Genomic DNA, 15,261 nt, shown 5'->3' with positions numbered 1-15,261 from the left:
GTTGCTCACACCGCGCCATTTGGCGTATTCAAAGCCGCCGAGGCTCTAACCGCCGCTGGATGAAAGTTCAGTGGCAGGTCACTTGCGGCACGAATGGTCGCATGGATCCTGCCCTTTCCATCTGCCGCTGGTGCCTCGGTCCGCGGCGGGCGTGTGTCTCACCCTACTAGTGATTGCGGGCGTAGTTTGCGACCTCCGCAAAAACGGACATCAGGGCGTAGACTGCCGGAAGCAAAAATTTCATCCCTAAGCAACTAAGATGCAAAGGCGGTTTCATATTCAGGATAGGCCATGCCCAATATGACAATATTTATTTCCTGAACGGTTTCATTGAAATCCTCAATCGCGACGCCCTCGCATCGAAGCACCCCGAACTCTGCTGAATATGCAGAGAGCTGGGCCTTGCCTTCTGGATCATTATATTCGCCATCAATGACGAACGCGTGGAGGCGTGGATCATAATCTGGAGTGGGAACGAAACGTCCCCCTGCAACGCCCATCGACGGATCGATGGGACCAAGGTCGGCATGCCCAATGATTTTTTCTTCGTGCAGAATATCGACTTTCATGGCTTGATCTCGAAGTTTGCCTCGGTTGCCTACCCACCGTATTTTCGATCACTATATTGCGATTGCTCGCATTTTGCGTCCGCGATTCGATCGTCGCATCGATTTGCGGAGGAGTGAGCGATGATGGGATGCCGTATGCTCGACTTCGATCCGCTCTATTCAACTCCGCAGGTTGCAGCTATCGAACAGTTCATCGATCAGCATTATCCGCTTGCAGGGCCGGTTTCATGCCGGATGCTGCAGAGCGGCTTGAACGATGTGTATCTGGCCCTCGGGAGCAACGGCGAGCGGTATGTGTTCCGGCTTTCCCATCGCCGCGCCCGTGGCCCGGCCGACGTCAAGACCGAAACGGCTTTCCTCACGCATCTCGCGCAATCGGGCGTTCCGGTCGCAGCAGCCGTCCCGACACGCGAGGGCAGCTTGTTCGTTCAAGGACAGGCGCCGGAGGGTGCGCGCCAGGCCGTGCTCTTCCGGGCGATCGAGGGCCGCAAGCCGGATACGACGGATGCCGGTGATGCACGGGCCAACGGCAAGACGCTTGCCTTGATGCACAACGCAGCCGAGACATTTCAGCCGACGGAGCGCTCTATCGGCTTGATCTCGAACACTTGCTGCATCGGCCCCTCGCCCGAATATGCGATAGCGGCGTCGTGGAAGACGCCGAGGTCCGCAGCGATCTCCAAGACATCGCTGCGCGGACCGCAAAGGCGATTGAAGCCTTCGCCAATCTGAGCTGGACGCATTGCCATGGTGACTGTCACGGCTTCAATGCGCGGATCAACGACGCAGGCGAAGCCGTATTTTTCGACTTTGACGACGGCGGTTCGGGATACCTCGCCTACGACCTGTCGGTGTTTTTGTGGGCGCAAACGTCCTTCGGTCGGAGGTCGACCGCCATGTGGGACGCCTTCGTCGATGGCTATCGGGCCGTCCGGCCGATCACGCCTGATGACTTCGAAGCCGCCCATCGGTTCGTGATCGTCCGCCACATCTGGCTGATGGGCGAGTATGCAAGCCGGGCACAGGAATGGGGAAGCGAGACCGTCGGCTGGATTGCGCGGGAAGCAAATTTCCTGAGGCAGTGGGAGACCGAGCGATGTGTCGAGCGGCTGTTCTGAATGCAGTTCTGCTCAGCGGCCTGAGGATCGGAGTGGCAGCCCCAGTGTAGACGAAGACGGTGCCACACAGCGGGCGGTGCGTTGGCGTAGTCGGTGATCGCTTCGACCTTCGCCCACGCGGAAGTCGTGCCACCCGGTGTCTGAATTGCGTCCCATGAGATGTACTTGGTGATGGGCGACCTGCGCGTCGAGACGCCGCACAGAGAGGATCACGCTCTCGACCGGATAGCGCCATTGCCAACATCTTGAGCCCACCGGTTCGGGAACGCTAGATCACAGGCTGGCGAACGAGCTTTCGGAGATGTCGAAGTACGCCCCCCGGATCGACCGGATGCCTGGCGCGACTTTGGCCATCGCCGAAGATTCTACCTCCCGGAGGGACCCAGTGACCGCGCGAGCTGGTCATCGCACTGCCCGGATCGATCTCCAAACTGGCGATAACGACCGCGACGAAGTATAAATCTTCTAGGAATGCGGGCGTCAAACTAGGGAGAGAATGATGAAGACGATCACAGTTTCGGGCTGCATGATGCTAGCCTTCGTATCATTTGCGTATGCAGCGACCCTGACGGGTGAGCAATTGAAAGGCGAGTTGGTGGGCCACACGATCCATTGGAAGTCTAAGAGCGGATCGGGCATCACAATCTACAAAGAAGATGGAACGATCGAAGCTACGGTCGATGGGGACAAGAACAGCTACACAGGGACCTGGCGCATCAAGGGGAACCAGATGTGCGAGAAGTTCGCCAAGGAAGCATGCGCGACGATCAATTCGCTTGGAGGAAAAAGCTACTCCAAGAAGGGCGGCACACTCACGGTTGAATAGGACACCAGAAATTCTCGGACTTATGGAGCAAATGCCACAAATATCCGATCAACGAATTTAGTGCGCTCCTGATTGCATAGGGATAGCGGCAGTGGCGTAAGATGAGCAACGCCAATGTCCCAGATCTTCCTATGACTTCAATACCACGGACGACGTATGGTCTGTGCCAAACAAACGTCTCCTTTGAGCCGAAAGTGGACGACTACTGATTTCGGAAAGCGCCGATCGGTGCCCATCATTTGATGATGCGGTATCGTCTCGTCAAAGCTTGCGCCCACTCTTCCGCGACGGCCGAGGGTTGCGAAGAAGAGCTCCGAAAATCCAAACAACGAAAGACCACACCAACAAGTACACAAATGCCCATTCCGGATAGTAACCTTCTAGGAGAAAATTGGGCCAGGAGAAAATTGGAATTGCCGTCAGCTCTGCGCCTGCGAGCGCAGCCAGTCCTGAAGCTTGTCCACCGCTTCGGACTTCCGATATCGCGGCTTCACCAGATAGAAGTGCGAACGCGCCCTGAGGGCGCCGTCGAAGACTTGCCTCAGCCTGCCCGCCTCGATGTCGGTCGAGACGAAAGCGCGGGTTGCCACGGCGATGCCCTGTCCGGCGATGGCAGCTTCGATCGCGTGCGATGTCTGTGAGAAGCTGATGCCGCGAAACAGCGTGGGATCACCGCCGCCGAGGAAACGATCGATATATTCGGGCCAGGAATTATGGGCATCGTGAAGCAGCGTGTAGTGCGAGAGTTCTTCCGCGTTGTTGGGCTCGGCTCCGTCGGCGACGAGGCTTGGATTGCAGATGGAGATGATCTCCTGCTCGAACAGCAGCTCGGCGGCGAGGCCTGGACCGAAGGGAGGGCTGCCATATCGGACGGCGAGATCGACGCCGTCGACCTGGAAGCTGGAAATGCGGTCCGTCGCCAGGATGTGGAGATCGAGATCGGGATGCCGCGAGGTGAAATCCGGAAGACGCGGGATCAGCCATCTCGAGGCGAAGGTCGGTGTCGTGCTGACCACCAGTTTGACCGGCTGAGGCTTCAGGTTCGCCGTCGCGTTTGCGAGCAGTTCGAAGGCGCGCCTGACGTCGGCGACGTAGCTTCGCCCCTCGCCGGTCAGCGCCAATGACTTCGGCAGGCGCTCGAACAATGCCACCCCGAGTTCCGCCTCGAGCCCGCGCACGTGCTGGGCAACAGCTCCCTGGGTGACGCCGAGCTCTTCGGCCGCCAGCCGGAAGTTCAGATGACGCGCCGCCACGTCGAAGGCCTTGAGGCCGTTGAGGGAGGGAAGATTGCCTATGGACATGGACTCTCGATAGTTTTTCTACTGGGACATGTCACGAAAACTGGTTCGCTCTCGCTTGAAGCCCATGGTATTCGAAGGATCAGAGCCCGGCAATCGGTGCAAAATCTGGTAGGGAGAGCGACGATGACAGTAGAAAAGGTAGCGATCATTACGGCTGGCGGCAGTGGCATGGGTGCGGAAGCCGCGAGGCGGCTTGCGGCCGATGGCTTCAAGATCGCCATCCTGTCCTCGTCAGGCAAGGGCGAGGCGCTTGCCACCGAACTGGGCGGCATCGGCGTCACCGGCTCGAACCAGTCCAACGACGACCTCGAGCGCCTGGTCGACGCATGCATGGAAAAGTGGGGTCGCATCGACGCTCTCGTCAACAGCGCAGGTCACGGTCCCCGTGCGCCGATCACCGAGGTCACCGACGAACAGTGGCATACCGGCCTCGACGTCTATCTGATGAACGTCATCCGTTCGGTTCGGCTGGTGACGCCGATCATGCAGGCGCAGAAGTCGGGCGCAATCGTCAATATCTCCACCGCCTGGGTGGCTGAACCGTCGGCGATGTTCCCGACCTCGGCCGTCTTCCGCGCCGGGCTCGCCGCCTACACCAAGATTTACGCCGATACCTATGCGGGCGACGGCATCCGCATCAACAACGTGTTGCCAGGCTGGATCGACAGCCTGCCGGCGACGGAGGAGCGCCGCGACAGCGTACCGATGAAGCGTTATGGCACCAGCGCCGAAGTGGCGGCGACGATTTCCTTCCTCGTTTCCGAAGGGGCGGGCTATATCACCGGCCAGAGCCTCAAGATCGACGGCGGCCTTACCCGGTCCGTCTGACAGGACCGCTTTCAACGCCAGGGAGAACAGCGATGTGCTGCGACTACGTCAAGGCCGGCGAGATAAGAGACGCCGAGGCGGAGGCGACACAGTGAACCTCGCCGAGGTCGATGCATCGGCCTGGGCCGAACTCGAAGGTGCTGCCGCCGATCCGCAGTCGGCCTTCCGCTACCTGAACCTGTGTTCGGTCGACGCCGGCGGCCGGCCGCAAGCCCGCATGGTGGTGCTGCGGCGCGCGGATGCGGCGCGACGCATCCTGGAAATCCATACCGATGTCAGAAGCCCGAAATGGCAGGAAATATCGGCCAACCCTTTGGTCACCATCCTCGGCTATGGCCCGCAGCCGAAAGTGCAGCTTCGCCTTCAGGGATCGGCCGAACTCCATGGACCGGCAAGCGAAAGCGCGACTGAAGCCTGGAGCTTGCTGCCGCGATCGACGCGCAGTACCTATATGGGTGGGCCGCCGGGCGACGAAATCGGCGAGCAGCCGGCAAGCGAGGCAGCGGGCGCAGACGCCGATGGACGGGCCTTCTTCGGGGTGCTGATATTTCGGGCCGAGACGCTGGACTGGTTCCAGCTGCGCCACGCCGACAACCGACGCGCAGTCTTTGCCTACGACAAACTGGGCGCGCTGACCTCCTCCCGCTGGGTCAATCCCTGAACGCCGGACGACCACGCGTGAGCGCGCGAAAACGTGATGAAGGCGGCCGGTTTGCGGGCCGCCTCCTGTTTGATCAGGCCGTACGTCTGACCATTCTCGCAACGGCTATCAGGATGCAGGCTCCAATGAAGCCCGCGATCAGATAACCCAGCCAGCCGCCAAGGGCGACGCCGAAGAGCGAGAGGATAAAGTTGGCGACGATGGCGCCGACAATACCGAGAATGATGTTCATCAGCACGCCCATGTTGCTCTTCATGAGCATTTCGGCGAGCCAGCCGGCAATGCCGCCGATGATGATTGCGGCGATCCAGCCGATACCTGCACTTTCCATAGCAATTCCCCATTGTGAATGATTGAGCGGCCGGCGCCGGCTATCATGTCTCGCCGATCGAGCTAAACCGATGGCCAAGCGACAACACTATAACCCTCCGCCGCGCCAGTTGGTTCCATAAGCCCGCCCGCAAGAGGTCGCGTGCCCCTCCCGATCTTATTCAGGTCACCTGTCGGCCGCCGGCCAATCGTTCGCAGGCTCCTCTATGACGGCAACGTCGTCCTCCGCAGGGTCGGGATCGCGCTCAAGGGCTGCGCGCAGATTGCCGATCTCCTTGATGATCACATCGAAGACGTCCTGCTGCCTTGCCCCGGCCACAACGCAGTCGTCGACGAGACGCTCCAGCTTGGCGCGAAGCCCGACCTTCCAATTATTCTTGCTCATGACCTTCTCCTCCTCTGATCGATCCACGCGGAGCATGGTCGCTCACGTGTTCCACCGGCTTTGACGGGCAGGCGGCGGGATGAGGTCGCGGCGAACGGGTAAGGTGCTCTCCTGGCATTTGCGCCCGCACCGAGAAATCGGAAAAACCGGTGCGTTCACCATCTCCGTCACGTCCGATTGGCACGCCGCGACCTCAGCGGATTAACCGATAGCCGCAGCAACGGTTCCGCCCCGCCTGGACTCTTTGCATCCGTGAAACCGTCTCGCCTTCACCTCTAGAGCCGATATGCAAGTCCGGCATTGATTTCGAGCCTGAGACCATGCCGAGGCAATCCCTGAAGTCCGCGGCTTCCCGGTCCAGCTCGGCATATTTCCCGCTGTGCGCGCTGCGGATTTGCGCCATTTGCTGACATTGCCGGCACCGCAAAACCGTCTATTCTGCGAGGTTGCAAAAGTCAGGAAAACAAGTGTCGCTTTCATCGGGAAATTTCGCGACAAAAGAGAACCACAATATGGAATCGATTATCGAGATTGGGACCATAAAGGATGTTGAGTCTTGGGCGGAGCTTCGCGTTGCGCTGTGGCCGCATCACTCGCTCGAAGATCATCGAGCTGAGTTGGGCCGGGCGTTTCTTTCAGAAAGTGGAGAAGCCATCGCGTTCATCGCTCGAAATGCTGCGAATGAAGCTGTCGGGTTTGCTGAGGCCAGTTTGCGACATGATTATGTGAATGGATGCAGCAGTTCGCCGGTTCTATTCCTCGAAGGGATTTATATCAGGCCCGTTGACAGGCGAAAGGGTATCGCCCGATCGCTTTGCAATGCCGTTGCCGATTGGGGAAAGTCGCTTGGGTGTGTTGAGTTTGGCTCTGACGCGCGGCTTGAGAATTCAGCCAGCCATGCGCTCCATACTGCTTTAGGATTTGAGGAGACACAGCGCGTCGTGTTCTTCCGAAAGCCACTTTAGGCCGGTGTTGCCCTTCCACGAGGATGGTTCGCCGCACAAATCCTGACTTTTGCGACACTCCGGTCTTTCCTGAAAGCGTTCGAGGATTCTCGCCGCAAAACTCTGTCGCAAAGGTTGGAGTTTCGCGGCGGATTTTTGCGGCGGCCAATGTCCGGTTGGGGCCGAAAGCAGACCCAACGCCCCATCATCATCCAATGGCAAGGGTAAACCGACGACCGCCGATCGAGCCTGTGCCGCTCGGTACCTTTTTAGAGCATTGGCCGGCTTTTCCGAGTCCGGCGCTTCTATGTCGACCCCGGCCGTTATTTCACGGCTTCGATCTCGCTCAGCCGCCATTCTTTGGTGAAGAAGGTCTCAAGCGGACTGTAGAGCCGAAGGATCGTGAAGTACCCCTTTCCCGGCATGGTCTGAACCCAGTTCCCGTCTTTGACGCCCTCCGGCTTCTTTGGGCCGTAATACACGATTGTGGAGCCGTCATCCTCGGCGGATGCTGCGGGTGTCGGATAGCTCTGGCTGCCAGCACGCGGATAACGCTGGGGCGTTTGGAGCATCGACCGGGTCTGGTTGTCGTAGAGCGTGAACGACCAGAAAGCAGCCGCGGGAATGTTCGGCGGCAGCGTCACTTTGTAGGTCTTGGCACCATCAAGGTCTTTCTTGTCGGCGTCGAGGAATCCGATGAGATACTGCGAGCCGACGCGTGGAATGCGCATGATCATGCCTGGAGAGTCGAGGGTGTAGGCGTAGTAGAACGCGGTCTTCGAATCGAGGGTCCGCGCTCCGGTCGACGGAAGCGGTTCGAACTTGCCGTCTTTGGTAAATAATGGCGGGGGCGTCTCGAAGTTGGCGCCACCCTGCCAGAGCATGTTCGTCCATGAGGAGCCGGGATAGTAGCTCCAGCCGTGAGCTTCATTCGGCCGCCAATTCAACACACGCCCTGCCGCGTTTCCCACTTTTGCGGCATCGGTCAGTATCTTCTTCATGCGGTCGTCCGGCTTGAATTCCTTACCCTTCACAATGCCAATCGCCGCCAACTGCCCTGCAAGCTCCGGATTGTAGGAAGTGGCGGGTTCGTCCTGAATATTGGCGTCGATCATCGCGAAGAACGAGTCGTCGGTCGGCGGGATGGTGTTGAACGATTTTCCGCTCGCTTCGACGAATTTCGTCTCGGGAATTGCCGGACCCACTTCCAGTTTGACGTCGCCCTGGAGCGCGGTCGCGATGCTCGTGCCAACGCCTCCTGGGGTGTAAGGGTATATCTTGAGCGCTTTCTTGATCAGCTCGGCAGTGGGCTTCGGGTCGTTGTCGGTCAGAAAGGCCCGCGCCGCATACAGAACGCGGTTTGTCTTCGATCGCGCTACAAAAAAACCACCTTCGGGAAGTGGACCGTCATAGGCTGGCGGTACGACCAGATATTTTCCGCCTTCGCCGCGGTCGGGGCCGGGAAAGCCGATGTCGACGACCCATTGAAACCACATATCGTTTATGGTGCCGAGCCCCTTCGGTGGTTGCTCGATCACCATCGGGCCCTTCGTCAGATCGACGACTGCCATGTAATAGACGGTGTCGGCGTTCGGGGTGAGGAACAGCGAATTCGAATCCATCAGTTCCGAATAGATGATGACGGAATTGTCCTCAGCACCTGCACTGATGAAACCCTTACGGATTGCGTAGGCAGATGCGCCGCCGTAGCTGTTGAGGTAGGCGTCCAGAGCCCGTGTGAAATCCAGCGTGTCGTAAACCTTGTCGACGGTCTCGGCTGTTGGAGCGCCGTCCTTGAACTCAAGCATCCCGATACGGCTATCGACTTTGTCCGGCGTAACGAGGATTGGCGGCGTCGCGTCGGCTGCAGCGGCAGGAATACCGCCGAGAATAGTCGATGCCAGCAGCATCATTCCGGGGAGCATGCATTTCATGACACATCCCTTTCATCGATCTCAGAGATTGACGCATTTTCGCCGGCGGGCTTTCGCAGAGAGGCTTGCTGCGCGTCGAGCAAGATTTCAAAACTGGAGCGCATGAGGGAAACCGCAACGGGTAGATTACAGTACCATCACCGTATCATACAGGTAGCATCCGGTCGCCCGCGGAGTGGATCGCTGCTGGCCGCTCGCCGGGGTAACCACCTGATTTACGTGGGATCAGTCGGCACGGGCCTCAAGGAAAGCGACGCTTGGAGGTTGCGCGCGATGATGGACAAACTCTTAACCAAGAAACCACCGTTAGCCTACGAGGGCCGGCGGAAATATGTTGTCGGGCTCCAGCCAAGAGCTGCGGTTTGCAACCGACGCAAGGCTAAATAATTCCCGTCAAACCTAAAACTATGAAAGTCAACATAACAGAGGTCACAACCACGAAAGAAGGCTGGGCGATCAGGAACTTCTCTTTCGGCTTCATCAACACGCAATCATCATCACCTCCCCGCTCGGACCAGTATGCCTCGGGTCCGAAATCTTCGCGGAAATCGAAGCCGTTTCTACTGTAGAAGATGATCGACCTGATGAACCAATACCAATGGTAAGCGCAAAAGGCGCCCACCACGCAGAACATGATCCACAGTACAATTAGATCGCCAGCAACCACTACAATACTCCCCAACGTCCGAAGCCTAGCAGCGGGGGCGCCCCGCCCGGACTCTTTGCATCCGTGAAACCGTCTCGCCTTCACCTCTAGAGCCGATATGCAAGTCCGGCATTTATTTCGAGCCCGAGACTGTGCCAAGGCAATCCCCTAAAGTCCGCGGCTCCCCGGTCCAGCTCGGCCTATTTCCTGCTGCGCGCGCGGCGGCTTCGCGCGAATTGCGGTCATCAGCAAAGAAGGCCCAAAAGTCTTGGTCATGCAGAGCGAACGGGTTCTCGATTTGGCCGATCTACCAGTCTGGTGCAATCTCCACGAGCGGTTGATCCGGGCTTGCGGCTAAGGCGTCCAGTAACTCCAATTCACCGCCGATCACCGCGCGTTTGGGCTGAGGCGCGTCCCGCCAACGGTCCCAACTCGAAGTCTCGCGACCGTTCAGCACATAATGGTCGCGCAGCACGTTGATTTTCACGAACCACAGACCGGTAACGTTGCCATGCCCGAAGGAAGCTGGGTCTGCTTTCGCTCGCCGGCATTCCAGCCACGCTTCTCCCGCCGACATGAAGGACTGGCGTGGAACATTGGCCGGAGCGAACGAGATTTGGTTCCTCTGCCGCAGCATCTGATCGATTTGGGGATCGCACAGGCACCATTCTCCAGCGCTGGAGTCCCAGTATTCGCATACCCAGTGATCTTCCCATCCATGGGAGAAATAAGCTGCAAAACCACAGCGCACACGGGCGGGAATTTCCCTGCATCGCAGAAAAGAGCAGAGCGCCAGCGCGTAGTCGCGGCAGGTTCCGACAGACCGCTTGTCGGCCGACCGCGCGATGTTGAGAGGCCGTGGATCCCTTCTTAAGACGTCGTCCAAGCGCTCCGCGATCGGCAGTGTCGTTCGCGCCGTCGAATTCAGAATCGTCTCGTCAAGGCCGTACTCTGTTATCCAATCAGAATGAACCAAGACGCCTTGAATGATTTGGATTAGAGCACCAACCTCGGTCGGAAGTACAGCGATTGCACTGGCGTGACGACCTGGATTGGTCATTGCACTATACGGAATCCAGCGATCGACGCCTTCCATGTGTCTCTCCATCACACTGATTGGAGCACAGACTGAGTTGATTTTTGTCTAATCAGCAAGGACGGTAGCGGCTCGAGCCGGCACCTCGCTCAAATCTCTTTGATCTGCGGATCTTCGCTGGCGGCGATCCAGAGGGCGGCATTGAGAGCGGCGCCGCTTAGCAACCGGGCCGCCGCCTCCGGCTCAAGCGGCTTGAGGATGCCTTGGGCGATCAGCCGCTCCCCCGTGCTCTTGGTCACCTGCAGGCAATTGTTCTGGCTCGGCCACTGAGAGGGATCGCCCAATACGCCGGTCCGTCGAGCAGAACGATGCGCTGGACTTCCGGATTGAGCGCCATCTCGATCTGCCCGGCCATCCACCTGCGCGCCCTATTTCGCCAGCCGATCCGGCCCGAGTTTGTAGGTCAGCTTGTCGATCGTCCCGGTGAAGTGGAACGGCAGCTGGTAGCTGTCGTCCACCGCCGAGCGGGTATCGCTCCCAATGTCGAAGGACTCGTCGATGGCCATGAGAAACGGAATGGTGTGAGGCATCGTCTTTTTAGCAAACTCCTTGCCATCCACCGTCATGATGCCGGTGCCACCCTTGCCGGGGCCGGGACCGTCATACTTGAAGTCGAACACGACCGTGTGCTTGCCCGGCTCGAGCGCGCTGCCGCCCAACCAGTCTTCGGCCCCCACGCCGCCCTCCCAGCGGTAGCGCTCCAGATCGAGGAGGTTGTAAACGAAGACTGGCTTGCCTTTGAGCAGGTAGAGACCGTAGCCGCCAAAGCGGCCGCCCATGGTCGCGATCATACCTTCCGCGCCGCCTTCGGGGATCGTCACTTCGGCGGTTATGGTGTAGTCCTTGTTCATAATGCTCGGAGCATTGCCCACGGGAATGTTGGCATTCGCGCCCGAGTAGGTCAGCTCCGTTCGGCCGGCGACCGCGCTCGGTCGCGGGGTAATGGCGCGTGTGATGACCGTGTTGTCCAATGGCAAGACCTGGTATTTCGCGGCCTCCGCAATGAAGACCGCCTGCAGTGCCTTTAGCTTGTCAGGATTCGTGGCCGCGAGGTCGTCGTATTGCGAGTAGTCCTCGGTGAGGTTGTAGAGCTCCCACTTGTAGTCGTTGACGTCGGGAAGCTTTGAAGCTCCCATGAGCCACGGCGCGGCGGCCGGCGTCGTGCAGGCATACCAGCCGTCCTGGTAGATGCCGCGGTTGGCGAACATCTCGAAATACTGCGTGTCGCGCTTCGACGGCGCATTGGCATTCGCTTGGTCGAAGGTGTAAGCCATGCTGATGCCTTCGATCGGCTTCTGCTTGATCCCGTTGACCACCTCAGGTGCCTTGATGCCCGTGGCCTCCAGGATTGTCGGAACAATGTCGATCACATGATGGAACTGGGTTCGAATGCCGCCCACGTCCTTGACATGGCCGGGCCAGGAAATGGCCACGCCTTGCCGGGTCCCGCCGAAATGCGACGCCACCTGCTTGGTCCACTTGAACGGTGTATCAAACGCCCAAGACCATGCCACCGACATGTGCGGATAGGTCTTGTCGGAACCCCAATCTTCATAATGCAACATCTGCTCGACTTCGGGGAGGGTCAGAATTCCGTTGTAGGCGGTCATCTGGTTAAACGTGCCCTCCAGGGTGCCTTCTGCGCTGGTGCCGTTGTCGCCGCTGATGTAGATGATCAGCGTGTTGTCGAGCTTGCCCATGTCCTCGACCGCCTGGATGACCCGGCCAATCTCATGGTCCGTATAGGCCACATAGCCGGCAAAGTTCTCTGCCTCTCGTGCATAGAGTTTCTTCTGCACCAGGGAAAGTGTTTCCCATTTCGGCAGGTCATCCGGCCAGGGTGTCAATTTCGTGTTTTCCGGGATGACGCCGAGCCGCTTCTGGTTGGCGAAGATTTGCTCGCGCAACTTTTCCCAGCCCATGTCGAACTTGCCTTTGAATTGGTCTCTCCACTCCGCCTTCGGCTGGTGCGGCGAGTGGGTGCCGCCCGGCACGTAATAGACCAAGAACGGCTGGGCGGGTGCAGCCGCGTTCAGACTGCTCATGTACTTGATGGCCTCGTCCGCCAAGTCGGTGGTGAGGTTGTAGCCGGGCTTGCCAATCCATGGAAAAATCGGGGTCGTGTTTTGATAAAGGTAGGGCGTCCATTGGTCGGTCTCGCCGCCCATGAACCCGTAGAAATACTGGAACCCCATGCCAATCGGCCATTGATCAAAAGGGCCGGCCGCGCTGTACACGTAGGTAGGCGTGTTATGGTTCTTGCCAAACCACGAGGTGGCATAACCGTTCTCCTTGAGGATTTCGCCGATCGTGGCGTTCTCAAGACCGATGACGGAGTCATAACCGGGGTAACCAGTGGACAGTTCGCCGATCACCCCGTAGCCAACCGAGTGGTGATTGCGGCCGGTGATCAGAGCGGCCCGCGTCGGCGAGCAAAGCGCGGTGGAGTGGAACTGTGTATAGCGCAATCCTGCCTGGGCGACGCGATCCATAGCCGGGGTCGAAACGACCCCACCGAAGGTGCCGGATACGCCATAGCCCTGGTCATCGGTCATGATAAGCAGCACATTCGGCGCGCCCTTGGGTGGCGCGACCGTCGGTGGCCAGTAAGGCTTGGAATCCATGGCGCTTTCCTTGATCACGCCGCCGAACGGCACCGGCGGCGGCGGAATTTGTTTTCCGTCGATCGTGACGGTCGCGTCGGGCGATCCTGGAGTGCCAGTGATTTGTTGCGCATTTGCGCCGAAACAGCCGATCAGAATTGCCATGATCGCGGTCGATGTCATCACAGTCGATTTCATCGTTCGAGCTCCTTAAAAGGGACGCTTGCCGAGTGTTTAACTATCGAGGATTTCTTGACGCGGGAGCAACGTAGTTACTGTAGTCTACGGGCGGAATTGGACCTGGCAGGCCGTTGAAGACGTCGCTCGCCCAGGCCCGCCGTGATCGTGATTCACTGTCTCCGGATTGCTTCGGAGAGCGGAATGCGAGGCTTCCTGCGCGTCGAGCAAGATTTCAAAATTGGAGCGCATTGGGGGAACGCAACGGGTAGGTTACAGTACCATGACCGTCTCATACAGGTAGCATCCGGTCGCCCGTGGAGTGGCGCTATGGGTCCCCAATAGTTGCCGCTGGAACTGCTTCGGCTTTGCCTGCCGACAAAGCTGGAAAGTTGATCGGCACTGATCCGTCGCCCTTCGGAGATCACAAACGCTCCACCAGCAGGCCTGCCGCCATGGCCTGAAAAGCCTCGACCGCCTTCGGCAGCACGCTCTGCGGGTCTTCGCTGGCGGCGATCCAGAGGGCGGCATTGAGAGCGGCGCCGCTCAGCAACCGGGCCGCCGCCTCCGGGTCGAGCGGCTTGAGGATGCCTTGGGCGATCAGCCGCTCCACCGTGCTCTTGGTCACCTGCAGGCAATTGTTCTGGCTCGGCCATTGCGATGGATCGCCCAACACCGCAGGTCCGTCGAGCAGAACGATGCGCTGGACCTCCGGATTGAGCGCCATCTCGATATAGGCCGCACCCTCGGCAAGCAGGCCCTGCCAATCTTTGCCTGCGCGCGCGCCAATCTCTTGCGCGCGCACCGCCATCTCCGTGTCGATCTGATCGACAACTGCCGCCAGCAGCCCGCGCTTGTCCTGAAAGTTGTGGTAAAGCGCGCCCCGTGTCAGACCGACATCGGCCGTCAGCTCGTCCATGGATGCTGCAGAGTATCCCTTTTCCGCAAAAGCCTTCCGCGCCGCCGCGATCAATTTGACGCGGTTTTCCTGCATCGTTTCGCTGCGCTTCCTGACCATTCCATCCCTCAATTTCATATACGAAGCGTATATGGACTTGACATACGCTATGCATGCCGCATATTTCACATACGAACCGTATACCAAATCGGGCGTGAGATGTGAAGCTTTCCCTCGTGCTCATCGGTCGTTGTCAACAATGAAGAGAGATCAGAATGACCCAACGCGAAGCAATCTTTCCCGCCAACCGGCACGCTCTTTACGAAGAGCACGGCTATTCCGCCGCGATCCGATCCGGTGATCTGCTGTTTGTGTCCGGACAGGTCGGCAGCCGTCCGGACGGAACGCCCGAACCCGATTTCGAACGGCAAGTGCGGCTGGCCTTCGACAATCTGAAGGCGACGCTGAGTGCCGCCGGCTGCACGCTGGATGATATTGTCGATGTCACCAGCTTCCACACCGACCCTGAAAACCAGTTCGGAACGATCATGGCCGTCAAGCAGGAGATTTTCAGCAAGCCGCCCTACCCGAACTGGACGGCCCTCGGCGTCAACTGGCTCGCCGGCTTCGACTTCGAGATAAAGGTCATCGCCCGTATTCCTGGAAGTCACTGACATTGCCGGGCCGCATCCGTCGCCGCACAAAGCGCCGGCGGGAGAGCGGCCCGCGCTGCCACCCTCTGGGACATTTGACAGAAACACAACTTTAAGAGTTAGAGGTCGACCTCACACCGAGAGGCTTCCTCAAGCCGCCCGTGGATCGCCGGTTACCCCTCTGTTATTGCCTGCTTACATTGCCCCGGCGCCGCAAAGAATGACCCCGTAGCGCGCCGCTTTGCCATATATTTAGAAAAATCAACCGCATAATCTCTGGGAACAAAGATCT

14 protein-coding genes and 2 pseudogenes are annotated in these 15,261 nt (G+C 59.0%); 6 read left to right on the top strand and 10 right to left on the bottom strand.

The window, feature by feature from the left end:
• Positions 1-254: 254 nt before the first annotated feature.
• Positions 255-569, bottom strand: coding sequence for a hypothetical protein (locus BS629_RS02905; RefSeq protein ID WP_018241055.1), 315 nt, complete (start codon positions 567-569; stop codon positions 255-257).
• Positions 570-704: 135 nt separating this feature from the next.
• On the opposite strand from BS629_RS02905, the pseudogene BS629_RS02900 reads away from it, so the two are divergent.
• Together BS629_RS02900 and BS629_RS02895 are read left to right on the top strand one after the other, a co-directional pair.
• Positions 705-1,687 (top strand): annotated as a pseudogene (locus BS629_RS02900) (phosphotransferase enzyme family protein).
• Positions 1,688-2,186: 499 nt separating this feature from the next.
• On the top strand, positions 2,187-2,513 hold the full coding sequence (locus tag BS629_RS02895; protein WP_018241054.1) for a hypothetical protein: 327 nt from the start codon (positions 2,187-2,189) through the stop codon (positions 2,511-2,513).
• 419 nt (positions 2,514-2,932) lie between these two features.
• On the opposite strand, the gene BS629_RS02890 is transcribed toward BS629_RS02895, so the two are convergent.
• Positions 2,933-3,814 carry a LysR substrate-binding domain-containing protein gene (locus BS629_RS02890; RefSeq protein ID WP_018241053.1) on the bottom strand — a complete coding sequence of 294 codons (882 nt, stop codon included), beginning with the start codon at positions 3,812-3,814 and terminating at the stop codon, positions 2,933-2,935.
• 123 nt (positions 3,815-3,937) lie between these two features.
• Here BS629_RS02890 and BS629_RS02885 point away from each other — a divergent pair, with 123 nt between their 5' ends.
• Both BS629_RS02885 and BS629_RS02880 read left to right on the top strand, forming a co-directional pair.
• Positions 3,938-4,642 (top strand): SDR family oxidoreductase, encoded by a 705-nt coding sequence (locus BS629_RS02885; RefSeq protein ID WP_018241052.1) that lies wholly within the window; start codon positions 3,938-3,940, stop codon positions 4,640-4,642.
• Between the two features lie 91 nt (positions 4,643-4,733).
• Positions 4,734-5,303: a pyridoxamine 5'-phosphate oxidase family protein gene (locus BS629_RS02880; protein WP_018241051.1), complete on the top strand. Its 570-nt coding sequence runs from the start codon at positions 4,734-4,736 to the stop codon at positions 5,301-5,303.
• A gap of 73 nt (positions 5,304-5,376) precedes the next feature.
• On the opposite strand, the gene BS629_RS02875 is transcribed toward BS629_RS02880, so the two are convergent.
• Together BS629_RS02875 and BS629_RS02870 are read right to left on the bottom strand one after the other, a co-directional pair.
• Positions 5,377-5,634: a GlsB/YeaQ/YmgE family stress response membrane protein gene (locus BS629_RS02875; RefSeq protein ID WP_018241050.1), complete on the bottom strand. Its 258-nt coding sequence runs from the start codon at positions 5,632-5,634 to the stop codon at positions 5,377-5,379.
• A 165-nt stretch (positions 5,635-5,799) separates the two neighbouring features.
• Positions 5,800-6,018: a hypothetical protein gene (locus BS629_RS02870; RefSeq protein ID WP_018241049.1), complete on the bottom strand. Its 219-nt coding sequence runs from the start codon at positions 6,016-6,018 to the stop codon at positions 5,800-5,802.
• Positions 6,019-6,530: 512 nt separating this feature from the next.
• Here BS629_RS02870 and aac(6') point away from each other — a divergent pair.
• Positions 6,531-6,983, top strand: a complete 453-nt coding sequence (gene aac(6'), locus BS629_RS02865; RefSeq protein WP_018241048.1) for an aminoglycoside 6'-N-acetyltransferase — start codon at positions 6,531-6,533, stop codon at positions 6,981-6,983.
• 302 nt (positions 6,984-7,285) lie between these two features.
• Here the strand turns inward: aac(6') and BS629_RS02860 are convergent, their stop codons facing one another.
• From BS629_RS02860 to BS629_RS02835, 6 genes and pseudogenes are all read right to left on the bottom strand, one after another.
• Entirely contained in the window at positions 7,286-8,896 is a 1,611-nt protein-coding gene (locus tag BS629_RS02860) for a DUF1254 domain-containing protein (protein ID WP_018241047.1), read from the bottom strand.
• A gap of 379 nt (positions 8,897-9,275) precedes the next feature.
• Positions 9,276-9,563 carry a hypothetical protein gene (locus tag BS629_RS02855; RefSeq protein ID WP_026188303.1) on the bottom strand — a complete coding sequence of 96 codons (288 nt, stop codon included), beginning with the start codon at positions 9,561-9,563 and terminating at the stop codon, positions 9,276-9,278.
• A 286-nt stretch (positions 9,564-9,849) separates the two neighbouring features.
• Entirely contained in the window at positions 9,850-10,638 is a 789-nt protein-coding gene (locus BS629_RS02850) for a transglutaminase domain-containing protein (RefSeq protein ID WP_018241046.1), read from the bottom strand.
• Between the two features lie 104 nt (positions 10,639-10,742).
• Positions 10,743-10,990: pseudogene (locus BS629_RS02845) on the bottom strand (TetR/AcrR family transcriptional regulator); the annotation flags it as partial.
• Between the two features lie 16 nt (positions 10,991-11,006).
• Complete coding sequence (locus BS629_RS02840) at positions 11,007-13,439, bottom strand: arylsulfatase (RefSeq protein ID WP_018517453.1); 2,433 nt, start codon at positions 13,437-13,439, stop codon at positions 11,007-11,009.
• A 403-nt stretch (positions 13,440-13,842) separates the two neighbouring features.
• Entirely contained in the window at positions 13,843-14,454 is a 612-nt protein-coding gene (locus BS629_RS02835) for a TetR/AcrR family transcriptional regulator (protein WP_018241043.1), read from the bottom strand.
• A gap of 137 nt (positions 14,455-14,591) precedes the next feature.
• Between BS629_RS02835 and BS629_RS02830 the strand changes: the two genes are divergently transcribed.
• Positions 14,592-14,990 (top strand): RidA family protein, encoded by a 399-nt coding sequence (locus BS629_RS02830; protein ID WP_018241042.1) that lies wholly within the window; start codon positions 14,592-14,594, stop codon positions 14,988-14,990.
• Positions 14,991-15,261: the final 271 nt, after the last annotated feature.

This window comes from Rhizobium leguminosarum bv. viciae USDA 2370 (assembly GCF_002008365.1).
GTDB classification, from domain to species: Bacteria; Pseudomonadota; Alphaproteobacteria; order Rhizobiales; family Rhizobiaceae; genus Rhizobium; species Rhizobium leguminosarum.
Note: the sequence above shows the minus strand (reverse complement) of the source record. Positions and strands in the feature narration are given on the sequence as shown.